Here is a 21587-nt window from a genome sequence, read left to right as displayed (position 1 = left end):
AGTCGGGCTGGACCGGCAGGTTCCGTGCCACGTGAGGGCCGCCCCTGAGGTTTCAGTTTCGCGATTCCGGGCCGGGCGTCAAGGGCGCTCCTCCGTCGCGTCGCTGCGCGATGGGCTGCGCCCACCCTTGACTCCCGTCCCTCCATCGCAAGTACAGGCATGGGAGGGGCGGCCCGGGGGGAGGGGTCCCCGGGGAGGAGCCTGGTGGGTCCCGGTCCTTTCCCGGCCTGCGGCCCGGCGGGTGGTCTGCGCACCAGTGGAATGGGGCGGTGGCGCGTCGGCTCAGCGTCTGGCCACCGTCCGTTTGCTGAGGTTCAAGACCGCTGCTGGGGTGTGTGGGTGGCGGGGCGGGTGGGGCTGGCCGGAAGGAAAATGGGCCTGTGCGGGCCGTCGATACGTCCTGAGGACGGCCTATCGCTACTCAGGACACAAGACCGGCCTTGGAACACTCCCAACGGGCGGATAAACAGGTGTATATGGGGCATTGCTTGATGGCTGCTGCCTCCCCAACCAGATATGTGGGCTGTCCGATGGCCTTTTGCGTCCTATGGACGCGAGGAGCGGACGGACACCGGCCTGCCGCTCCACCGGGGCCCTGGCCAGGCGGATGGGATGGGGCTGATGCCCGGGGTGCCACTCGGACACGAATCTCAGACACGGTCCTGAACCCCAGCAAACAGCGGACGGTTTGCCGCTGAGCCGGTGCCGGGCCGCCCCATTCCACTGCCGCGTACTCCACCCACCGGCCCGCAGGCCGGAAAGGACCGGTGCCAATATCTGAGCCCCCGGGGACCCCTCCCCCGGGCCGCCCCTCCCACCTGCACTTCAGCGGGGACGGGACGGGCGTCAAGGGTGGAGCGCAGCGCAATCGGCGCAGCCGACGCGACGAAGGAGCGCCCTTGACGCCCGGCACGACCCCGCCACAATCAAAACAAGAGGGGCGGCCCCCACGTCGCCCAAAACCCGCCGGCCCACCCCGACTACCTCTCGGGTCTGACCAGCACCCGAAAACCCCACCCTCACAGCGGTCCTGAACCCCAACCACCCACCGGCCGTCCGACGCCAAACCGACGCGCCACCACCCCACTCCACTCCCGCGCACCACCCACCCACGCCCCGCCCCTCACAGCACCTTGTTGACGATCGTGTCGTCAGCGTCCAACCGTCGGCCGTCCGTCGCGTGGACTTCCAGGGCGCGGAGGGGCTGACCGTACCGGCGGTCGGTCAGCTCCGAGTGCGGTTCGCCGGGGGCGAAGAAGTGGCCCTCGCCCCACTGTCGCAGCGCCACGATCACCGGGAAAAGGGCTTTGCCCTTCGGTGTCAGGACGTACTCGTGGTACGCGCTGCCGTCGGAGGCCGGGACGGCGTCCAGGATTCCGCCCGCGACCAGGGCGCGCAGGCGCGTGGTGAGGATGTTCTTCGCCACGCCGAGGCTGCGCTGGAATTCTCCGAAGCGGCGGCTGCCGTCGAAGGCGTCCCGGACGATCAGCAGGGACCACCAGTCGCCGATCGCGTCGACAGACCGCGCGACCGGACAGTCGCTGTCGTCGAAGCGCGTCCTTCTCACCATGTCGACCGCCTTTCCTCGTGCCTTCTTGTATCCGTCCGTATCCGTCTTTTGTGTCCGTCGTTCCGTTCCACCGTTCACCTCTGGTTGCAACATGCTACCAAGACGGCTAGCGTCCCAACCGGTAGCAAGATGAAACCAGAGGAGTTCAGGAAGGTGCCGAATGGTCGGCAGCGAGGACACCACGACTCGGAGCACCGCAGATACGGCGGGCACCACGGACACCCCAGGCACCCCACGCACCACAGACACCGGACACCCAGAAACGGCGGCAGCCGCTACCAGCAGCAGTTACGTACTGTCCCCCGGCATCACCCTGCTCTTCGCCGTCGCATGTGGCTCCGCCGTGGCCAACGTCTACTTCGCCCAGCCGCTCCTCGTGACGCTCGGCCACGACTTCGCGATGAGTCCGGCGACGCTCGGTGCCGTCATCACCCTCACCCAGGTCGGTTACGGGCTGGGGCTCTTCTTCCTCGTCCCGCTGGGCGATCTGGCCGACCGCAGACGCCTCGTCGCGGCGCAGCTCCTGCTGCTCGCGGCGGCGCTGACGCTGGTCGGCACCGCCACCACCGGGGCCGTCCTGCTGGTGGGAATGGCCGTCGTAGGACTTCTCGCGGTGGTGACCCAGACGTTGGTGGCCTTTGCGGCATCACTCGCGCCGGCGGCGCGGCGCGGGCGTGTCGTCGGTCTCGTGACCAGCGGTGTGGTCACCGGCATTCTGCTCGCCCGTACCGTGTCCGGGCTGCTGGCCGATCTCGCCGGCTGGCGCTCGGTCTATCTCACCTCGGCGGCCCTGACGTGCGTACTCGCCCTCACGCTGCACCGCGTACTGCCGTCCCGTACCAGCGCACCGCCCGTCAACATCTCACCTGCCAGCGCCCCACCCGCCGCCCTGGGCTACAGGCGGCTGCTCCGTTCCACCGTCACGTTGTTCGCCAGGGAACGTCTCCTGCGGATCCGTGCCCTGCTCGCTCTGCTGATCTTCGCCGCCTTCAGCACCCTGTGGAGCTGTATCGCGCTGCCGCTCAGTGAGCCGCCGCTCTCGCTGTCGGACTCCGCGATCGGCGCGTTCGGACTGGCGGGCGCGGCGGGAGCCCTCGCCGCGACGGCGGCCGGGCGGCTCAACGACCGTGGTCTCTCCCGGTGGACCACCGGTGTCGGCCTGGCCCTGCTCGCCGTGTCCTGGGTGCCGCTGGCCCTCACCCGGCACTCGCTCTGGGCGCTGGCGGTCGGCGTGATCGTCCTCGACCTCGCCGTACAAGCGGTCCATGTCACCAACCAGAGCCTGATCCACGCGCTGGCTCCGGACGCGGGCAGCCGGCTGTTCGGCGGCTATATGATCTTCTATTCCGTCGGCAGCGCCACCGGCGCCATCGCCTCAACTGCCCTGTACGCGGCGGCGGGCTGGGGCGCCGTCTGCGTGCTGGGCGCCTCGTTCAGTTGCCTCGCGCTTCTTCTGTGGGCCGTAACGGAGCGGTCATCCGCTCCTGCTTCCCCAAGATGAGCTCCTCGCCCACCGCGAGCCCTTCCCCAACCGTGAACTCCCCATCCACCGTGAACTCCTCCGTGTTGGCCGGGACTCCGATGCCCTCCCAGCGGAACGGGATACCTCGCGCCACGTCCGGATCCGGGTGGTCCATGAGCTGGAAGTGCACATGCGGCTCGGACGAGTTGCCCGAGTTGCCGCAGTGGGCCAGGACTTGACCGGTCCGTACCTGGTCGCCCGCGCGAATCTGGAGTGAGCCGCGCCGGAGGTGGGCGTACAGCGCGTACGTACCGTCCCCGAGGTCGAGTACGAGACGGTTGCCCGTGACCCGGCCCGCGCCGCCGATCTCGCGCACGGCGCTCTCGATGAGCATCAGATAGACGAGGGCCGGCAGGGAGTTGCGGCTGAGATGGTCGCGCTGCCGGTCCGTGGCGTATACGACGGTCCCGTCCGCGACGGCGAGGAGCGGCTCGCCGAAGGCCGGGAAGTCACGATTGCGCCGGACGACCGGCCACAACCAGGCAAAAGCGGGACGCGCACCCGGCTTCCCTTCCGCCACCACGCCCGTCCCCTCCGCCGTGCTCGCCTCCTCCGCCACGACGTCGATCGCGTAGGCCTGCCCGTACGCATGCGTGCCATGGCTCGGCACCTTGTCGGCCGGACTGTTGAGCGCGGACCAGCGGCCTCTGACCGGCGGAGCCACCTCGATCGCGGCGGGCCGGTCCGCGTGGTGGGCACGGCCCATACGGCTCACGCCAAGAGTCACAGCGACGGCGACAGCCGCGGGCAGCATGGTCAGCCACCAGGAGAGGGACAGTACGCGGAACACATCGAGGAGGACGAACGCGACAAAGACGAGCCAGGACAGCCGGAAGAGGATCATGACTTGCTTACGGACGCGGACGGGCATCGCTATTCCCCCTTGACGACAGTTACGGTCATGGCCGCGCGGCCGAGAGCATCACCAGCAGCGGTACGACCCGGGCCGCCGGCACCTCGTACCGCCCTCGCCCGGTCGTATGCAGCCAGCCCGCGCCGGTCAGTTGGCGAAGATGGTGGTAGATCTGGCCGGTCGTGCCGATGTCCTCCAGCTCGGCCAGTTCGGCGGCGGTCCGTCGGCCACCGAGGATCTCGCGCAGCAGCCGGAGCCGTACCGCATGGCCGAGCGCCGCGAAGGACTCGGCCGAGTGCGACCAGTCAGCGTCGAGGACCGCATCGGTGAAGGTGCCGTACTGCCACTCGTACCGCTCCTCCGTCGGCAGCCGCACCGCACCGGTATAGAGGACCGCGCCGTTCGGCGAGCCGGCCTTGGCGACTTCCTCCTTCAGCCGCTCAAGCGCCCAGAAGTCACCGCCATCCGTGCCCCCACCCCCAGCCGGAACCCGACCGTCCGTCCCTTCCAGCGCCGCGAGCCGCCGCTCCAGCGCGGCGACCCGCTCTTCAAGCTCCATTCCTCGAAGTTACGTAATTACGTAATGATTGACAAGTGCGGGCACGAACATGGCTGAGCCCCCGCCCGGTACACACCGGACGGGGGCTCATCGGCTCAGCAGCACTCAGGCAGCACTCAACTCACGCCAGCAGCGCCGGAATCGTCCCCTCATGCGCCGTCCGAAGCTCCCCCAGCGCGATGGCGAATTCGCCCTGGACCTCGATCTCCTCGCCGTCCACGACACCGATCCGGGTCACGGGCAGGCCGCGGGCGCCGCACATGTCGGTGAAGCGGAGTTCCTCGCTGCGCGGTACGGCGACGACCGCGCGGCCTGCCGACTCGCTGAAGAGGAAGGTGAACGCGTCGAGCCCGTCCGGTACGACCAGCCGGGCGCCGTGGCCGCCGCGCAGGCAGGACTCGGTGACCGCCTGGATCAGACCGCCGTCGCTCAGATCGTGCGCCGCGTCGATCATTCCGTCGCGGGAAGCCGAGATCAGGATCTCGCCGAGCAGCTTCTCCCGGTCCAGGTCCACGGCCGGCGGCAGCCCGCCGAGATGGTCATGCACCACCTGCGACCAGGCCGAGCCGCCGAACTCCTCGCGCGTGTCACCGAGGAGATAGAGAAGCTGGCCCTCCTCCTTGAAGGCGATCGGCGTACGGCGGTTGACGTCGTCGATCACACCGAGCACGGCCACGACCGGCGTCGGGTGGATGGCCGTCTCGCCGGTCTGGTTGTAGAGCGAGACATTGCCGCCGGTGACCGGTGTGCCGAGCTGGAGGCAGCCGTCCGCCAGACCGCGCGTGGCCTCGGCGAACTGCCACATGACGGCCGGGTCCTCGGGCGAACCGAAGTTCAGGCAGTCGGAGATGGCGAGCGGCTTGGCGCCGGAGGCCGCGACATTGCGGTACGCCTCCGCCAGCGCGAGCTGCGCGCCCGCGTACGGGTCGAGCTTCGCGTACCGTCCGTTGCCGTCCGTCGCCATGGCCACGCCCAGATTCGACTCCTCGTCGATCCGGACCATGCCCGCGTCCTCGGGCTGCGCGAGCACGGTGTTGCCCTGGACGAAACGGTCGTACTGGTCGGTGATCCACGCCTTCGACGCCTGGTTCGGCGACGCGACCAGCTTCAGGACCTGCTCCCGCAGCTCGGCCGCCGTGGCCGGGCGCGGCAGCTTGTTGGCGTCGTCCGCCTGGAGCGCGTCCTGCCACTCGGGACGGGCGTACGGCCGGTGGTAGACCGGACCGTCATGAGCCACCGAGCGCGGCGGTACGTCCACGATCTGCTCGCCGTGCCAGAAGATCTCCAGCCGGTCGCCCTCGGTCACCTCACCGATGACGGTGGCGATGACGTCCCACTTCTCGCAGATCTCCATGAAGCGGCCGACCTTGTCGGGCTCGACCACCGCGCACATGCGCTCCTGCGACTCGCTCATGAGGATCTCCTCGGGCGAGAGAGTCGCGTCACGCAGCGGAACGGTGTCCAGCTCGACCCGCATCCCGCCGGAGCCCGCGGACGCCAGCTCGCTCGTCGCGCAGGAGAGACCCGCGCCGCCGAGGTCCTGGATCCCGGCCACGAGCTTCTCGCTGAAGATCTCCAGGGTGCACTCGATGAGGAGCTTCTCCTGGAACGGGTCACCGACCTGGACGGCGGGCCGCTTGGCGGGACCGGTCGATTCGAAGGTCTCGGAGGCAAGGACGGAGACGCCGCCGATGCCGTCGCCACCGGTGCGGGCGCCGTACAGGATCACCTTGTTGCCGGGGCCCGACGCCTTCGCGAGATGGATGTCCTCGTGCTTCATCACACCGATACAGCCGGCGTTGACCAGCGGATTGCCCTGGTAGCAGGAGTCGAAGACGACCTCGCCGCCGATGTTCGGCAGGCCGAGGCAGTTGCCGTACCCGCCGATGCCCGCGACCACACCGGGCAGCACCCGCTTGGTGTCGGGATGGTCGGCGGCGCCGAAGCGCAGCGGATCCACGACCGCGACCGGTCGCGCGCCCATGGCGAGGATGTCGCGGACGATGCCGCCGACGCCGGTGGCCGCGCCCTGGTAGGGCTCGATGTACGACGGGTGGTTGTGCGACTCGACCTTGAAGGTGACCGCGTATCCCTGGCCGACGTCCACGACGCCCGCGTTCTCGCCGATGCCGACGAGCATCGCGTCATTGGCCGGGACCTTCTCGCCGAACTGCTTGAGATGCACCTTGCTGCTCTTGTACGAGCAGTGCTCGGACCACATGACGGAGTACATGGCCAGCTCGGCACCGGTGGGACGGCGCCCCAGGATCTCGCGGATCCGGGCGTACTCGTCCTCCTTCAGACCGAGGTCCTTCCAGGGCTGCTCCGCCTCGGGCGTGCCGCCGGCGTGCTTGACGGTGTCCAGAGTCTTGATCGTCATCAGGCGCTTACCAGCTTCTTCAGGATCGAGGTGAAGAATCCCAGGCCGTCGGTGCGGCCCGTACCGATCAGCGGCTCCACGGCGTGCTCGGGATGCGGCATCAGGCCGACGACATTGCCCGCCGCGTTGGTGATGCCGGCGATGTCACGGAGCGAACCGTTCGGGTTGCCGTCCAGATAGCGGAAGGCGACCCGGCCCTCGGCCTCCAGCGCGTCGAGCGTGCGCTCGTCGGCGACGTACCGGCCGTCGATGTTCTTGAGCGGTACGGAGATTTCCTGGCCCGCGGAATAGTCGGCGGTCCAGGCGGTCTCCGCGTTCTCCACGCGCAGTTTCTGGTCGCGGCAGATGAAGTGGAGATGGTTGTTGCGCAGCATCGCGCCGGGGAGCAGATGGGACTCGGTGAGGATCTGGAAGCCGTTGCAGATCCCGAGGACCGGCAGCCCGGCCTTCGCCTGCTCGATGATCGTTTCCATCACCGGCGAGAACCGGGAGATGGCTCCGGCCCGCAGATAGTCGCCGTAACTGAAGCCGCCGGCCAGGACGACCGCGTCGACCTGGTGGAGGTCCTTGTCACGGTGCCAGAGGGAGACGGGCTCGGCGCCGGCGATCCGGACGGCGCGGAGGCTGTCCCGGTCGTCGAGGGTGCCGGGGAAGGTGACGACTCCGATACGGGAAGTCACGCCTCCTCCACCTTGACGACGAAGTCCTCGATGACGGTGTTGGCGAGGAAGGTCTCGGCCATCTCATGGATACGGGCGAGGGCGGCGGCGTCGACCGGCTCCGCCACCTCCAGCTCGAAGCGCTTTCCCTGGCGGACGTCGGCGATGCCCTCGAAGCCCAGACGAGGCAGCGCGCGCTGCACAGCCTGTCCCTGCGGGTCGAGGATCTCCGGCTTGAGCATGACGTCGACTACGACGCGTGCCACTGGCACTCCCGGTGGTGTGGTGCGGTGGTGTGGTGCGACTGGTTCTGCTGCTGTTTCTGCTGCTGCGTTCCCCGGGGAATCCCCGGGTCCCGGGGAATCTCCCAGACCCCCCGAGCTTCCCTCGCGAGCTTCACCTCAGCGTACCCGGCCCGAGAATCTACGCGAGTAGATACACTCTTGACGGATCGCCCGGCGATTTCGACCACCGGGCAACGCCCGGGAAAATCCAGGGAAAAACCACGGCCCGCCATTGCATGGGACACGCTGATGCAATTGGCTGGGCTTCACAATGCGGCGCCTGCCGCTGTACAAAGGAATACAGCGGAAAGCAACATTGAGCCCGAAGTCCCCAGAAGTACCAGCTAGTCCCCAGTTAACAGCCGGAAGGCCGGTATCACCGCACGTCAGCCGTGTTTCCCAGACGGCCGGGACCGGGCGGGTACCGCAAGAAAGGACCGATATCCGTGGCGCAGCGCGTAGTGGTCACGCTCTCCGACGACATCGACGGCGGAGAAGCGTCGGAAACGGTCACGTTCGGCCTGGACGGGAAGTCGTACGAGATCGACCTCAATCCCGCCAATGCAAAGAAACTACGCAAGGCCCTGGCACCGTTCATGGCCGCAGGCCGAAAGCAGACAAACGCCAGCAAGCACGGCAAATCCCGGACGACCTACCGGCACACCGCCCTCGCGCCCGATCCGGCGGCCGTCCGCGCCTGGGCCCAGTCCCACAAGATGGAGGTGCCGGCGCGCGGCCGGATCCCCAAGCGGGTCTACGAGGCGTTCCGCGAAGCCAGTTGAGCCGACGGCGGCTCACCGGCGGCCCGCCGGAGGCTCATGGGGCCGGTCGGGCGACGCGGCAGCGAACCGAGTTGCACAGCACCCCTACTGATCGGCTAGAGTTTGGACCACGCCGAGGGGCAAGGCCGAAAGGCCAAAACCTCGCCGAGCGTGCGGGTGTAGTTCAGTAGCAGAACGCCCCCTTTCCAAGGGGGAGGCGCAGTGTGCAATTCCTGTCACCCGCTCTGCATCGCTCTTCGGTCCACTCGATGGATCAGGTAGGGTGGTGGTCGCACCGATCGCTTGGTGCGGTGCGGACGTGGCTCAGTTGGTAGAGCATCACCTTGCCAAGGTGAGGGTCGCGAGTTCGAATCTCGTCGTCCGCTCGGAAGCGAAGGTTCTGGCCGAAGGATAAGGGTCGGGGATCTTTGCAGGAGTAGTGGTAGTGCGTATGGACGCCCGGCCGGGTTTATCGGCCGGGCGTTTCTGCGTGTGCGTTCCGTGTGCACGTATGGGTGCGCGTGGCGCCGCCGAGATGCTGGTGTGTGCGGCCGGGTTTGGCACGGTGCGCGGCGCGCGGCTGATGATGCGGTGCGCGGTGCTCGGTGCTCGGCCGATGATCAGAGTGTGTGATGAGCGGCGCCGCACTGGGAGACAAACCACCCCAATTCCTCAGCGGGTCGCTCTCCGTACCAGTGAATCCCGCACGCCAGAATGACCGGACGATGCCGTCACCGGCCCGGATTCCACTGGTTTCCTTCGGATCCCACCAAATCCACCGCATTCCACCGGCCGTCACCCTGTCCCGGCGTCATATCAGGGGCCTCACATCAGACCGGAGAACATGATGCGGACTCGTCCCCGAGGGAGTCTGTCCTTTGCCGGGGCGCTCCTCGCCGCCCTCACCGTCCTCGCCCTGATCTCGGGCTGCGGCGACCACTCCGGTGCGTCGCGGCCGATGACGGGCCCGGCCCACTCGTCGTCATCGTCATCCTCCGCGTCCCCGGCCGCCCTGGTCTCGCCGTCACCGCCGCTGACAGCGGCTCAGCCGACGGGCGCGCTCCGTAACCCACCTGAAGTGGTGAGCAAGAACGGCTTTCTGAACACCCGCATCGTGGTGGAGCGCAAAAGGGTGGAGCTCGCGGGCAAGAAGCTGTGGGCCCTGACCTACAACGGTCAGTACATGCCACCGACCTTGCGTATCAGGCCAGGTGACCGTCTGAAGCTGGCGATGGTGAACAAGATCGACCAGATGACGAATCTGCATGTCCATGGCTTGCACGTCTCGCCGAGCGATCACTCGGACAACATCTTCCTGATGATCGAGCCCGGGGAGACCTACCACTACTCGTACCAGTTCCCGCCCAACCTGGCGGCCGGCACGTACTGGTACCACCCGCATCCCCACACGCTGTCCGCGCCGCAGACCGCCGGCGGGATGTCCGGGATCATCGTCGTGGACGGGCTGAAGCAGTATCTGCCGAAGTCGCTGCGGAACATCACCGAACGAGTCGTCGCGCTCAAGGACTTCCAGCGCGTGGGCGACCAGATCAAGACCGCCGATCTGAGCATCGGCGCACCCACGACCCGTGTGGTCAACGGGCAGCTCAACCCAGCCATCCACATCCGGCCCGGCGAGACACAGCTCTGGCGGATCGCCAACATCGGCGCCAACATCTTCTACAAGGTGGCGTTGCCGGGCTACAAACTCCGGGTGATCGCGCGGGACGGCAATCCCGTCAACAGGATCTACTCCGTCGACACGATCATCATTCCGGCCGCGGCCCGCTACGACGTACTGGTGCAGGGCGGTCCGCCCGGCACCGCGGAGCTGAAGACACTTCCGTACAACACGGGCTCGGCCGGCAACCAGTTCCCCGAGGTGACGCTCGCCACGGTCGTCTCGCGCGGCGAGGCCATGACTCCGGCGAAACTGCCCACCGCCTTCGCGCCGGCCCGGGATCTGTCCAAGGCCAAGATCGCCGCCCGTAGGACGATCACGTACACGGAGAACGCGGCCGGCACCGAGTTCTACATCAACGGCAAGCAGTTCGACCCGAACCGCATCGATTTCACCGGGCACTTGAACACCGTGCAGGAGTGGACGGTCCAGAACAACAGCGACGAGGTGCACTCGTTCCATGTGCACACGAACGACTTCCAGTTGATGAGTACGAACGGCAAGCCCCAGACGTTCTACGGCTACCAGGACACGGTGGATGTGCCGCCTCGCGGAAACATCGTCGTACGGACCGCCTTCGAGAACTACACCGGAAAGACCGTGCTGCACTGCCACATTCTCAATCACGAGGACAAGGGCATGATGTCCGTTCTGGAACTGGTCGACGGCCCGCCCGCGCCCGGGACCGGTAAGGACCCGGCGGCGCCTAAGGTCGAGAAGGACTGAACCGGCTGACGGTCCATGACATATGTCATGGACAGGGGTGACAGCGTGCACTGCCGGGCCTCCCGGTCAGCGGGGAGCCTGAAGACATGACTGAGTCTTCCTCTTCACTGACCGAGCCGCCGGTCTCTTCGCTTACGGAGCCGCCGGTGATCGATGTGGACGCGCTGCGACGCACCTACGCCGGCGGCTTCACGGCTGTGAACGGCATCTCGTTCTCCGTGGCGCCGGGCGAGGTGTTCGCGCTGCTCGGGACGAACGGCGCGGGCAAGACCTCCACCGTCGAGCTGCTGGAGGGCCTCGCCCGGCCCAGCGGCGGAACGGTACGGGTGCTGGGCAGTGATCCGTACACCCGGCGCGCGGCCGTACGCCCACGCATGGGAGTGATGCTCCAGGAGGGCGGATTCCCTTCCGATCTGACGGTCGCCGAGACCGTACGGATGTGTGCGGGCTGTACGAGCGGCGCGCGGCCCACCGGTGAGGCGCTGGAGCTGGTGGGGCTCGGCAAGCGCTCCGGCGTACGGGTCAAACAGCTCTCCGGCGGTGAGAGGCGGCGCCTCGATCTGGCGCTCGCGCTGCTCGGCCGACCTGAGGTGCTCTTCCTCGACGAGCCGACGACCGGGCTGGATGCCGAAGGGCGGCGCGACACCTGGGAGCTGATACGGCTGCTGCGGGACGGCGGTACGACAGTCCTGCTGACCACGCACTATCTGGAGGAGGCCGAGACTCTCGCCGACCGGCTGGCGATCATGCACCAGGGCCGGATCGAGGTTACGGGGACTCCGGCCGAGGTGACTGCGGCGCGGCCGGCCCGGATCCGTTTCCTGCTGCCGGCCGATGTTCCGGCCGAGCGGCTGCCACTGTCGCTGCGGGCCGCGGCGGACGGACGGCGGGTGGAGATACGTACCCGTCGGCTCCAGTGGGATCTGGGTGAACTTCTGCGATGGGCACGGGAGTCGGACGTGGAGCTGGAGGCACTGGACGCACGGTCCGCCTCCCTCGAAGAGGCCTTTCTGGATATCGCGGCGCGGAGCAGGAGCGCGGAAGCGGTGGAGACGACGGGGATGACAGGGACGGTGGGGCTGCGATGAGCGCGGAGGGTACCGCCGAATTGGATACGGCGAGGGCGGGCACGACCACGGTCGCGGGGCGTCTCGGGGCGCTCGGGAGAGCCGAGTTCACACTGCTCGTACGGAACAGGACGGCGCTGTTCGCCGCGTTGTTCATACCGGCGGCGGTGATCGCGACGATCAAGTCCTCGCTCGGGCAGATCGACCTGGACAGGACCGGGATGAACGCCGTCGAGGCCGCGCTGTCCGGCGGTATCGGCATGGTGCTGATCATGGCCGTCTACGCCAACCTGGCCTCCGCGTATACGGCCCGGCGCGAGGAACTGGTGCTCAAGCGGCTCCGTACGATCGAGGTGTCCGACCGCGAGATACTCGCCGGCACCGCACTGCCCGCCGTGGCGCTGGCATTCGCACAGTCCGCCGTGCTGATCGCGGCCGGCGTCGCCTTCCTCGGTATACGGGCGCCACGGCAGCCGGTGGTGCTGATCGGCGGGCTGCTGGCGGGACTGGTACTGCTGACCGCGCTGGCCGCCGTGACCTCCACGTTCACTCGTACCGTGGAGAGCGTCCAGCTCACGACGATGCCGTTGTTCATGATCTCGGTCGTCGGCTCGGGGCTGTTCGTCCCGCTGGAGGCGCTGCCCGAAAGGATCGCCTCCCTGTGCGAACTGCTGCCGATGACCGGGGTGATGACTCTGATCAGGGCGGGATGGCTGGGCGGTGTGGAGGGGTACGACCTGATGGGGGCCGCGCTCGGCGCGCTGGCCTGGACGGTGCTCGCCGTGTTCGCTGTCGAGCGATGGTTCCGGTGGGAGCCGCGGCGCTGAGCACCGAGGGCGAGGCAGGGAAGGTGCGTGCGCATGGGGGAGCTGGATGGAGAAGGCGCGATGTCCGGGCTGACGGGCTGGTGGCACGGCAAGAGCAAGCCGGTCAAGGTCGAGATCTATACTCGCTGGTCGCTCTACCTCTTCGGAGTCATGGAGCTGGCACTGATCGGCGTCCCGTCGCTGACCGCCGGTCACGGACCGCTCGGCGGATGGCTGTTCCTGTTGGTCTGCTTGCAGGCCGCGCTCTGCTGTCTGCTCCAGTCCCGGGCCCTGGACTGGCGTCTCGGCCGGCGCGAGCGGCCCGTAAGACTGGTCCTGGCCGTGGCCGTGGCCTCAGCGGAAGGCGCCTTGGCCGCTCTCGTCCTGCGCGCCACCGATGTGATCACCGATGACAGCGAGAACGCGCTGCTGCTGGTCGGCTTCGCGGTCTTCGGTCTGGCGTCGGTCGCCATGGGCCTGCGTACGCATCGCCAGATGGTGTACGCCGTGCTCGGCACGGTCGGTGGTACGGCGGCCATCACCCTGGTGCTGTCCATGCCGGCCAGGATCGTCGTCGGCAATGTCCTCGGGGTCGCCCTCGCGGGCACGGCCCTCGTCTTCACCTATGTCATCTCGGCCTGGCTGCTCAAGGCCGTCTGGGACCTGGACGCGGCCCGGGAACTTCAGACGCGGCTCGCGGTCGCGGAGGAGCGGCTGCGCTTCGGACGCGATCTGCACGATGTCATGGGCCGCAATCTCGCGGTGATCGCGCTGAAGAGCGAGCTGGCGGTCCAGCTCGCCGAGCGCGGCCGGCCGGAGGCCGTGGCCCAGATGGCCGAGGTGCAGCGGATAGCGCGGGAGTCGCAGCGTGAAGTACGGGATGTCGTACGGGGATACCGCGAGGCGGATCTGTACACGGAACTCGAAGGAGCCCGAGGGGTGTTGACGGCGGCGGGCATCGACTGCCTGATCGAGGGAGCGGACCGTCTGGTCGGCGGGGACAGTGGCCGAGGCGGGACCGGTGGCTTGAGCGGGGACAGTCGCAGTGGTCTTCCGGCCGAGGTCCAGTCGGCGCTGGGGTGGGTGGTGCGCGAGGCGACGACGAACGTGCTGCGCCATGGGGACGCGCGGCGGTGCACCGTACGGCTCTCGGAGAGCGAGGAGAACGGCCAGGCCGACGCCGACGGCCGGGAAGCGGTCCTCGTCGTCGAGAACGACGGTGTGCCGGTGGACGCGATGGCCTCCGCCGAACCCATACGGAACGGTTCGAACGGCGGCTCCGGTCTCGCCGGGCTACGGGAGCGGCTGGCGGCACTGGACGGCACGCTGGATGCGAGGCACACAGGGCAGGGCTGCTTCCGGCTGACGGCTCGGGTGCCACTGCCGGCGTCGGGCCCCGAGCGGCCTGGCCATGGACCCGGGCTCGGACATGGCCCCGGACATGGCTCTGTGTCCGCCGAGGTGGTCGCGGTATGACGTCCCTGGCCGATCAGGACGGTCCCGTACGCGGTCCCGTGCCTGCTGCCGTCGCCGCTCCCGTGCGGGTGCTGCTCGCCGACGACGAGCATCTGATCCGGGGCGCGCTCGCCGCGCTGCTCGCGCTCGAAGACGATCTGCTGGTGGTCGCCGAGGCGGCGTCCGGGCCCGAGGCGCTGGCGATGGCGCGGGCGCACCGGCCCGATGTGGCCGTTCTCGATCTCCAGATGCCGGGTGCGGACGGTGTGAAAGTCGCCACATCGCTCCGTACGGAACTGCCCGGCTGCCGGACGATGATCGTGACCAGTCATGGCAGGCCCGGCCATCTGAAGCGGGCGCTGGCCGCGGGCGTACGGGGCTTCGTACCCAAGACCGTCAGCGCACAGCAGCTCGCCGAGATCATCCGTACCGTGCACGCGGGAAACCGCTTCGTGGACCCGGAATTGGCGGCCGACGCGATCTCAGCGGGGGATTCGCCGCTGACCGTGCGGGAGGCGGAGGTGCTGGAGCTGGCGGCGGACGGTGCGCCGATCGCGGAGATCGCGGAGCGCGCCTCGCTGTCGCAGGGGACCGTACGGAACTATCTCTCGTCCGCCGTGTCCAAACTCGGGGCCGAGAATCGTCATACGGCTGTGCGTCTCGCACGCGGGCGAGGTTGGGTATAGTGGCAGACGCGCCACGGCGCATGCGGACGTAGCTCAGTTGGTAGAGCGCAACCTTGCCAAGGTTGAGGTCGCCAGTTCGAACCTGGTCGTCCGCTCAGGAAGAGGAAGCCCCCGGTCAGGTCGACCGGGGGCTTCTTCGTGTCACTGGCTCTGGTCTGCGGGCTCTGGTTCGCGTCTTCGCGGGCCCTGGTGTGCGTCGCTGTGACCGGCTTCTACTGCCAGGTGCTGCCGGTGAGGAGTTCGTACACCTCCACATACCGCGCCCGCGTGGCCTCCACGACCTCCGGCGGCAGCGGAGGCGGCGGCTGCTCGCTCGCGCGGTCCCAGCCGGAGGCCGGGGAGGTCAGCCAGTCGCGTACGTACTGCTTGTCGTAGGACGGCTGCGGGTGTCCCGGCTCCCAGGAGTCCGCCGGCCAGAAGCGCGAGGAGTCGGGAGTCAGCACCTCGTCGGCGAGCACCAGCCGGTCGTCGACGTCGAAGCCGAACTCGAACTTGGTGTCGGCGAGGATGATCCCGCGGACTCGGGCCAGGTCACGGGCCAGGCTGTACACATCGAGAGTCGTCCGGCGCAGCAGGGCGGCGGTCTCGGCGCCGGCCTGGCGGGCCACCTCCTCGTACGGCACGTTCTCGTCGTGCTCGCCGACAGCCGCCTTCGTGGCGGGAGTGAAGATCGGGCCGGGCAGCTCGGAGCCGTCGACCAGGCCCTCGGGGAGCGCGAGTCCGCAGACGGTACGGGACTCGTCGTACTCCGTGAGTCCCGAGCCGGTGAGATAGCCGCGGGCGACGCACTCCACCGGAATCATCCGCAGCGGCTCACAGATCAGGGTGCGTCCGGCCCAGTCGGCGGGAGCGCCGGAAGGAACATCGGTGGAGATCACATGGTTCGGTACGAGTTCGGTGAGCCGTTCGAACCACCAGAGCGAGAGCTGGGTGAGAAGCCGGCCCTTGTCGGGGATCTCGGTGGGCAGCACCCAGTCGTAGGCGGAGATACGGTCGCTGGCGACCATCACGAGGTCGCCCGCCTCGTTCCGGTACAGATCACGCACCTTGCCGGTGTGGAGATGCACCAGACCCGGCACCTGTTGGGGCTCGGGCTTTTCTACGAATCCGGACACGGTTCCTCCCCGTGGTTCTGTCCGATCTTGAAGATCGCCTCGATTCTCCCGTATGCCGGAAGTCGCAGTTCGCAGGGGTACCGCGCGCCCTCGTTCTCGATCAGTCCCGTTTGCAGATCCGGTCCAGGAGGTTGGCGGTCGCGCGCTGGATACGGGAATCGATATGGCCGGGCCGGTCCAGCGCCGGGGACCAGGCGAAGGTCCCCGAGGCGAAGACCAGCGCGCCCGACGGCGCCCGATAGAGCGAGGTCTCCTGGTGGCGCTTGGTGTTCTCGCTGTCGCGGTACGGGGAGTGCGCGAGCAGGATGCGGTCCTGGTGCTCGGGCAGCGCGGTGCGCGGGAAGTAACGGTCGGCCTCGCCCGCGACGAGTCCGTCGATCTCGTCGCCCTCGCCCGCGCCGGTGGCCTCCCAGAGCCAGTGATCGGCGTTCCGTACGACCATGGGATGCGGCTCGGGGATCCGGCCCGCGTACTGGATACCGAGAAGCTCCTGCTCGGGCCTGTCCACCTCGCGCCAGAGCGCGGGACGTCCGGGACCACGGCGCTTGCGGCAGGTCAGCAACCGGTCGGGGACACCGGAGGCCGAAGGGCCCAGCTCCACCTGCCAGTACAGGGTGTTGGCGGAGAGGAAGACGAGCGACGTGCCCTGTTCGCGCGCCAGCTCGACGGTGCGGCGCATGGGGACGGACCAGTACTCGTCATGGCCGGGGAAGACCAGACCGCGGTAGCGCGTGGGATCGACCCGGCCGGCGTGCAGATCGCGGGTGTCCGCGTAGGCGAGGTCGTAGCCGTACCGCTCGGCCCAGCGGATGAAGTCGTAGGCGTGGCCCACATGGAGCGGCAGACCGGCGCCCGCGTACGGGCGGTCGAAGGAGACCGTGGTCGCGGCGTCCTGCTCGCCGAGGAGCCGGCCCTGCTCGTCCCAGGCGTGGTAGAGGCTGGCGCCGGTGTGACCGTCCTCGGGGTAGAGGTTGTACGCCTGCCAGGTGATGTCGGGAAGCAGGAGGAGCAGATCGGCGGGATGGCTGTCGCGGACCGTGAAGGGAATGTGCGAGCGGTAGCCGTCGACGGTCGTGAGGACGGCGACATGCGCGCCGAGCTCCCAGTACTCCGGGATCTGGAGCCGCCAGGAGAGCCACCAGTGGTGACAGGAGATTGTGCGGTCGGCGGCGAGCGGCGGCGGCTGGACGATACCGGAGAGCCGGGGGCTGGTGGTGATCTTGCGGGCGCCGTCGCCGCCGTAGTGCCCGATCCGGTAGATGTCGACGGAGAACTGCTGAGGCGGGTCGACGGTGACATGGAAGTCGATCGCCTCGCCGGGAGCGACTCCGCCGGTGGACGCGAAGCCCTTGATCTGACGGCGTACGTCGTCGGCCGTACGGAGGCCGCCGCCGCGGTCCCGGCCCAAGGTCGGATCGGCGTACCAGGGCACGAGCTGACCGGTGTCGTCGAAGTAGTTCTCACTGCCGCGCAGCCAGGGCAGCGGGCCCTGACCGAACGGATCGCTGACCGCGTGGGCGAGAGCGCCCGATTCCCACCGCCGGATCTGTTCCGCTCGTCGGATCTGGTCCGCCCCCATCGCACGCCCCTCCTCCGAGTCCGCCGTGCCACATCGGGTGGTACGGCCGTTTTTGCTACAAGCGCCGGTCTCCAGCACATCACATAACGCATGCGGCTCGTCACCGTTCGTCGTGAATTGACGTTAACGGAACGCTCAGATCCGGATGCGAGATGTGATAAAGGGGATTCGGTATGAGGCGGGCGTGACGGAAGTGGGTGGATGGGCGGGGCTCGGAGGCGGATCGGGTCGGGTCGGATCAGGTCGGGTCTGGTCTGGTCTGGTCTGGTCTGGTCACACGAGGCGTACGGGCTTCTCCGGCCGTACGCCGAGCGAGGCCAGCCAGGAACGGAGCGGTTCCGCGTCACCTCCCTCGACCAGGCTGAGGACGCGCCCGCCCAGGTCCGCGTGGCGCTCACCGTCGATCAGCAGAGTCGGTCCGTCGAGCCAGTCCAGGCCGGGCGTGGCGCCTGCCGTGTCGACGGCCGAGCAGCAGACCATCGCCGTCACATGGTCGGCGAGCAGCTCCCTGCCCGTACGAGGCGGCTGGAGCGGCGAGAGAGGCAGCGGATCGGTGCCCCAGAGGGTTACGGAGTCGCCCGTCCCGGCCCCGGCAGGAACGGGCGGCGAAGCCGCCTCCTCGCGCGCCAGCTCGGCGCTGATGCCGGCGGCCAGGGCATCACCGGCGTCGCCGTGACCGTGTTCCGGGCCGTGTCCGTGTCCGTGTTCGCTTACGTGTTCATGGCCGTGTCCGTAGCCGTGGCCCTCGCCGCCGGTGCCGCCCTGGGCGGAGGTGGCGGCGCCCTGGGACGCCTGGGACGAGAGATGGTCCATGACCCGGGCCAGCGTCGGACCTGGTGCCATCGTGGAAGAGGCGGTGTCCGTCGAGCGGCGTACTCCCAGACTGTCCAGGACGCGGTGCAGCCTGGCCGCTTCCGTACGCCATTTACGGTCGACAACCTCCTCCGGATACTGCTGCCAGTCCACCGGGGACCAGTCAGGTCCGGCCTCGGCCGGGCCGCCGTGGAAGAGGCGCGCGGCCAGCAGGGACGCCGCCTCGTCAACCGCGCCCGGCTCTTCGAGCAGATCACAGGCCGGCCGCTCCCCGAGCCGGGAGGCGAAGCCCTCGGCCAGCCGGTCGCGGCGGGACAGCTCGGTCAGGGCGGACACCACGCCCGCGTCCAGCCGGGACGGCCAGCGGCCCATGCGCCAGGCGGGCAGCGCGACGCGTGTCAGCAGCCGGTCCCAGCCCGCGTACGCGAGGCCCACCTGCTCCTGGGCGACGATCCGCAGGCCGTAGTCCACACCCTGTGCACGCTCGGACGCGGCTGCCGCGACACCACGCTCCATCTGGGCGGCATGCTCGCCGCAGCCGCGCAGCAACAATCGGGCGATACGGCCCACCAGGCCGAACGCCACTCTCCCTATCGCTCCCCGGCCCGGACGGGACGCCACGGCGACAGCCGCGTCGAGCCCGCGGACGAAGCGCCGGGCGGCGGCTATGTCCGGATGCGCCGAGGGCCCCGTACCCGCGACGACCGGTGCGAGCACGGCGCGCAGCTCGGCGACCCGCATCCACCACAGGAAGGGCGATCCGATCACGAGGACCGGAGCGGCGGGCGTACGCCGTCGGCGGCCGACGCCGGGGAGCGCGGGCGCGGACGCGGAGGCATGCGCGTGCGCGGGCGCGTGTGCTGGATGCGTACGGTCCTCCAGCCAGCTGTCGCAGTCCGGGGTCAGCGCTATGGCGGAGGGCGCCGGCACTTCGAGGCGCTCCGCGAGATCGCGTACGAGCCGGTAGAGATCGGGAGCAGCCGACTCGCTGACCGCGACGGTGGGGCTGAGAGCCGGCCTGGCGAAGGCGATCATGGCGGCGACGGTGGCGCCGAGCAGCAGCACGACCACCGCGAAGGCCGTCACGGCCCAGCGGGCCGCGTCCCAGCTCCCTCCGTGGAGATGGCCCGTGGCCCCTCCGGCCAGCAGCACGACGGCGACGGCCGCGGGCAGCAGCGCCACGGCCAGCGCCCTGCTGCGGACCCGCAGCACGGCGAGGGCGCGGACTCGGGCGCCCTGAGCACCCAGCTCGTCACCGATACCTGAGCCGGCGCCGGAGGCACCGGAGCTTGAACGAGAGCTGGAACTGGAACCGGACATGGTCGGACTTCACCCCCTCTGCCCCTGCACCGCTTTGCTCACTACCCCACTGTGGCACCCGTCACTGACATCGCAATGTCGATGGGCCAAGTGCCGGTACGCATGCGCCGCACCCTAGTTGGACCCCGGCAACCCGTCATCCGGATGGGCCATTCGTCACTCGATGGAATGGCTCTGGTCAAAGCTGCTGACGAACGGCGCTGTGAGCCCGGTTCCCGGGCCGGACAAGGCTCGTGCCCGCGTACGGGAGGGCGCGCGTTGCGCCGGTTGGCGGAGGTCCGGAGGGCGGAGGAGTAGGGGACATGCGTAAGAACGCAGGGTAGGGCACGTGGGGCAGGTGGGGCAGGCAAAGCACGCGGGGCGCGCGATCGGCACCGGGCCGTCGGCACCGGGCCGTCGGCACCGGGCCCCGGCACCGGTCCGGAGTGGCCCGTCCCCCGGCCGTCTTTCCGGCCGTTCCGTCCGGCCGGCCCTCCGGCGGCCGTCGTCAGGCCTTCGCGGCCTCGCTCGCGATGTCCGTACGGTGCTGCGAGCCCGCCAGGGTGATGCGGTTCACCGCCGTGTACGCCCGCTCGCGGGCCTGCGTCAGGTCCTTGCCCGTAGCCGTCACCGACAGTACGCGACCGCCCGCGCTCACGACCGTACCGTCGTCCGTCCGCCGGGTCCCCGCGTGCAGTACGTACGCGTGAGGCGCGTCCTGCGCCGCGATCTCCGCGAGGCCCTCGATCGGGTCGCCGGTGCGCGGCGTGTCCGGGTAGTTGTGCGAGGCGACGACCACCGTGACCGCGGCGTCGTCCCGCCAGGTCAGCGGCGGCAGGTCCACGAGCGATCCCTCGGCCGCCGCCAGCAGGACACCAGCCAGCGGAGTCTTGAGCCTGGCCAGCACCACCTGTGTCTCCGGATCGCCGAAGCGGGCGTTGAACTCGATGACCCGTACGCCGCGGCCCGTGATCGCGAGACCCGCGTACAGCAGCCCGGAGAAGGGCGTACCGCGCCGCCGCAGTTCATCGACCGTGGGCTGGAGAACGGTCTCCAGGACCTCGTCCACCAGTTTGAGCTCGGCCCATGGAAGCGGGGAGTACGCGCCCATGCCGCCCGTGTTGGGGCCCTCATCGTTGTCGAGCGCGCGCTTGAAGTCCTGCGCGGGCTGGAGCGGCAGGACCGTCTCGCCGTCGGTGATCGCGAAGAGCGAGACCTCGGGCCCGTCCAGGAACTCCTCGATGACGACCCGCTCGCAGGCGAGCGCGTGCTCGCGCGCCTTCGCGAGATCGGCGGTCACGACGACGCCCTTGCCTGCGGCGAGCCCGTCGTCCTTGACGACATACGGCGTGCCGAAGGCGTCGAGCGCTTCGTCGATCTGCTCCGGCGTGGTGCAGACATAGCTGCGGGCCGTCGGAACGTTCGCCGCGGCCATCACATCCTTGGCGAAGGCCTTGGAGCCCTCCAGCTCGGCCGCTTCCTTCGACGGGCCGAAGCACGGGATGCCCGCGTCGCGTACGGCATCGGCGACTCCGGCCACCAGCGGCGCCTCGGGACCGACGACGACGAGTCCGGCCTCCAGCTCGGTGGCGAGACGGGCCACGGCCGCGCCGTCCAGCGCGTCCACCGGGTGCAGCTCGGCCACCTCGGCGATACCGGCGTTGCCGGGCGCGCAGTGCAGAGCGGTGACCGCGGGGTCGAGGGAGAGAGAGCGGCACAGGGCGTGTTCGCGGGCGCCGCCGCCGATGACAAGGACCTTCACGGGAGGCAGC

General features: G+C 69.1%; 17 protein-coding genes and 3 tRNA genes. 10 read left to right on the top strand and 10 right to left on the bottom strand.

Annotated features, from left to right (window positions below):
* Window positions 1-1123 precede the first annotated feature (1123 nt).
* On the bottom strand, window positions 1124-1570 hold the full coding sequence (locus ACFV6H_RS21210) for a winged helix-turn-helix transcriptional regulator (protein ID WP_385544256.1): 447 nt from the start codon (window positions 1568-1570) through the stop codon (window positions 1124-1126).
* Between the two features lie 160 nt (window positions 1571-1730).
* Between ACFV6H_RS21210 and ACFV6H_RS21205 the strand changes: the two genes are divergently transcribed.
* Window positions 1731-3071: an MFS transporter gene (locus ACFV6H_RS21205; protein ID WP_385544253.1), complete on the top strand. Its 1341-nt coding sequence runs from the start codon at window positions 1731-1733 to the stop codon at window positions 3069-3071.
* On the opposite strand, the gene ACFV6H_RS21200 is transcribed toward ACFV6H_RS21205, so the two are convergent.
* The 5 genes from ACFV6H_RS21200 to purS form a co-directional block, all read right to left on the bottom strand.
* Window positions 3004-3963 carry a M23 family metallopeptidase gene (locus ACFV6H_RS21200; RefSeq protein ID WP_385544250.1) on the bottom strand — a complete coding sequence of 320 codons (960 nt, stop codon included), beginning with the start codon at window positions 3961-3963 and terminating at the stop codon, window positions 3004-3006. The genes ACFV6H_RS21205 and ACFV6H_RS21200 overlap by 68 nt on opposite strands.
* Window positions 3964-3991: 28 nt before the next feature.
* Window positions 3992-4504 (bottom strand): ArsR/SmtB family transcription factor, encoded by a 513-nt coding sequence (locus ACFV6H_RS21195; RefSeq protein WP_385544248.1) that lies wholly within the window; start codon window positions 4502-4504, stop codon window positions 3992-3994.
* 121 nt (window positions 4505-4625) lie between these two features.
* Entirely contained in the window at window positions 4626-6884 is a 2259-nt protein-coding gene (gene purL, locus ACFV6H_RS21190; RefSeq protein ID WP_385544245.1) for a phosphoribosylformylglycinamidine synthase subunit PurL, read from the bottom strand.
* A complete protein-coding gene (gene purQ / locus ACFV6H_RS21185) occupies window positions 6884-7564 on the bottom strand; it encodes a phosphoribosylformylglycinamidine synthase subunit PurQ (RefSeq protein ID WP_093600881.1) in 681 nt (226 codons plus the stop codon). Before purQ ends, purL begins: the two co-directional genes overlap by 1 nt.
* Complete coding sequence (gene purS / locus ACFV6H_RS21180; protein WP_384780320.1) at window positions 7561-7809, bottom strand: phosphoribosylformylglycinamidine synthase subunit PurS; 249 nt, start codon at window positions 7807-7809, stop codon at window positions 7561-7563. The genes purQ and purS overlap by 4 nt, the downstream gene beginning before the upstream one ends.
* A gap of 464 nt (window positions 7810-8273) precedes the next feature.
* On the opposite strand from purS, the gene ACFV6H_RS21175 reads away from it, so the two are divergent.
* The 9 genes from ACFV6H_RS21175 to ACFV6H_RS21135 all read left to right on the top strand — a co-directional run bounded on the left by ACFV6H_RS21175 (window position 8274) and on the right by ACFV6H_RS21135 (window position 15104).
* Window positions 8274-8609 carry an Lsr2 family protein gene (locus tag ACFV6H_RS21175; protein WP_079125216.1) on the top strand — a complete coding sequence of 112 codons (336 nt, stop codon included), beginning with the start codon at window positions 8274-8276 and terminating at the stop codon, window positions 8607-8609.
* Window positions 8610-8761: 152 nt separating this feature from the next.
* Window positions 8762-8833 (top strand) — tRNA-Gly (locus tag ACFV6H_RS21170).
* Window positions 8834-8901: 68 nt separating this feature from the next.
* Window positions 8902-8974 (top strand) — tRNA-Gly (locus ACFV6H_RS21165).
* A 461-nt stretch (window positions 8975-9435) separates the two neighbouring features.
* Window positions 9436-10995, top strand: a complete 1560-nt coding sequence (locus tag ACFV6H_RS21160; protein ID WP_385544240.1) for a multicopper oxidase family protein — start codon at window positions 9436-9438, stop codon at window positions 10993-10995.
* An 86-nt stretch (window positions 10996-11081) separates the two neighbouring features.
* Window positions 11082-12083, top strand: coding sequence for an ABC transporter ATP-binding protein (locus ACFV6H_RS21155; RefSeq protein ID WP_385544237.1), 1002 nt, complete (start codon window positions 11082-11084; stop codon window positions 12081-12083).
* On the top strand, window positions 12080-12889 hold the full coding sequence (locus ACFV6H_RS21150) for an ABC transporter permease (RefSeq protein ID WP_385544234.1): 810 nt from the start codon (window positions 12080-12082) through the stop codon (window positions 12887-12889). The genes ACFV6H_RS21155 and ACFV6H_RS21150 overlap by 4 nt, the downstream gene beginning before the upstream one ends.
* Window positions 12890-12922: 33 nt before the next feature.
* Window positions 12923-14344 carry a histidine kinase gene (locus ACFV6H_RS21145; protein WP_385544231.1) on the top strand — a complete coding sequence of 474 codons (1422 nt, stop codon included), beginning with the start codon at window positions 12923-12925 and terminating at the stop codon, window positions 14342-14344.
* The gene (locus tag ACFV6H_RS21140) at window positions 14341-15009 is read left to right on the top strand and encodes a response regulator (RefSeq protein ID WP_384780304.1); all 669 of its coding nucleotides are present in this window, start codon (window positions 14341-14343) and stop codon (window positions 15007-15009) included. The genes ACFV6H_RS21145 and ACFV6H_RS21140 overlap by 4 nt, the downstream gene beginning before the upstream one ends.
* 22 nt (window positions 15010-15031) lie before the next feature.
* Window positions 15032-15104 (top strand) — tRNA-Gly (locus ACFV6H_RS21135).
* A gap of 117 nt (window positions 15105-15221) precedes the next feature.
* On the opposite strand, the gene ACFV6H_RS21130 is transcribed toward ACFV6H_RS21135, so the two are convergent.
* The 4 genes from ACFV6H_RS21130 to purD form a co-directional block, all read right to left on the bottom strand.
* Entirely contained in the window at window positions 15222-16124 is a 903-nt protein-coding gene (locus tag ACFV6H_RS21130) for a phosphoribosylaminoimidazolesuccinocarboxamide synthase (protein ID WP_385544228.1), read from the bottom strand.
* Window positions 16125-16224: 100 nt separating this feature from the next.
* Window positions 16225-17703: a N,N-dimethylformamidase beta subunit family domain-containing protein gene (locus tag ACFV6H_RS21125; RefSeq protein ID WP_385544225.1), complete on the bottom strand. Its 1479-nt coding sequence runs from the start codon at window positions 17701-17703 to the stop codon at window positions 16225-16227.
* A gap of 273 nt (window positions 17704-17976) precedes the next feature.
* Entirely contained in the window at window positions 17977-19836 is a 1860-nt protein-coding gene (locus ACFV6H_RS21120) for a hypothetical protein (RefSeq protein ID WP_385544222.1), read from the bottom strand.
* Between the two features lie 487 nt (window positions 19837-20323).
* On the bottom strand, window positions 20324-21577 hold the full coding sequence (purD, locus tag ACFV6H_RS21115; RefSeq protein WP_385544219.1) for a phosphoribosylamine--glycine ligase: 1254 nt from the start codon (window positions 21575-21577) through the stop codon (window positions 20324-20326).
* Between the last annotated feature and the right edge of the window lie 10 nt (window positions 21578-21587).

The organism is Streptomyces sp. NPDC059743 (genome assembly GCF_042732975.1).
Taxonomy (GTDB): domain Bacteria; phylum Actinomycetota; class Actinomycetes; order Streptomycetales; family Streptomycetaceae; genus Streptomyces.
This window is presented reverse-complemented; position numbering and strand designations above follow the sequence as displayed.

Excerpts from the sequence above, each read along its gene's own strand:
- ACFV6H_RS21200 (WP_385544250.1), bottom strand. The coding sequence starts at position 3,963 with ATGCCCGTCCGCGTCCGTAAGCAAGTCATGATCCTCTTCCGGCTGTCC.
- ACFV6H_RS21125 (WP_385544225.1), bottom strand. The coding sequence starts at position 17,703 with ATGGGGGCGGACCAGATCCGACGAGCGGAACAGATCCGGCGGTGGGAA.
- ACFV6H_RS21195 (WP_385544248.1), bottom strand. The coding sequence starts at position 4,504 with ATGGAGCTTGAAGAGCGGGTCGCCGCGCTGGAGCGGCGGCTCGCGGCG.
- ACFV6H_RS21160 (WP_385544240.1), top strand. The coding sequence starts at position 9,436 with ATGCGGACTCGTCCCCGAGGGAGTCTGTCCTTTGCCGGGGCGCTCCTC.
- ACFV6H_RS21210 (WP_385544256.1), bottom strand. The coding sequence starts at position 1,570 with ATGGTGAGAAGGACGCGCTTCGACGACAGCGACTGTCCGGTCGCGCGG.
- ACFV6H_RS21145 (WP_385544231.1), top strand. The coding sequence starts at position 12,923 with ATGGGGGAGCTGGATGGAGAAGGCGCGATGTCCGGGCTGACGGGCTGG.
- ACFV6H_RS21150 (WP_385544234.1), top strand. The coding sequence starts at position 12,080 with ATGAGCGCGGAGGGTACCGCCGAATTGGATACGGCGAGGGCGGGCACG.
- ACFV6H_RS21140 (WP_384780304.1), top strand. The coding sequence starts at position 14,341 with ATGACGTCCCTGGCCGATCAGGACGGTCCCGTACGCGGTCCCGTGCCT.
- ACFV6H_RS21205 (WP_385544253.1), top strand. The coding sequence starts at position 1,731 with ATGGTCGGCAGCGAGGACACCACGACTCGGAGCACCGCAGATACGGCG.
- ACFV6H_RS21120 (WP_385544222.1), bottom strand. The coding sequence starts at position 19,836 with ATGTCCGGTTCCAGTTCCAGCTCTCGTTCAAGCTCCGGTGCCTCCGGC.
- ACFV6H_RS21155 (WP_385544237.1), top strand. The coding sequence starts at position 11,082 with ATGACTGAGTCTTCCTCTTCACTGACCGAGCCGCCGGTCTCTTCGCTT.
- purL (WP_385544245.1), bottom strand. The coding sequence starts at position 6,884 with ATGACGATCAAGACTCTGGACACCGTCAAGCACGCCGGCGGCACGCCC.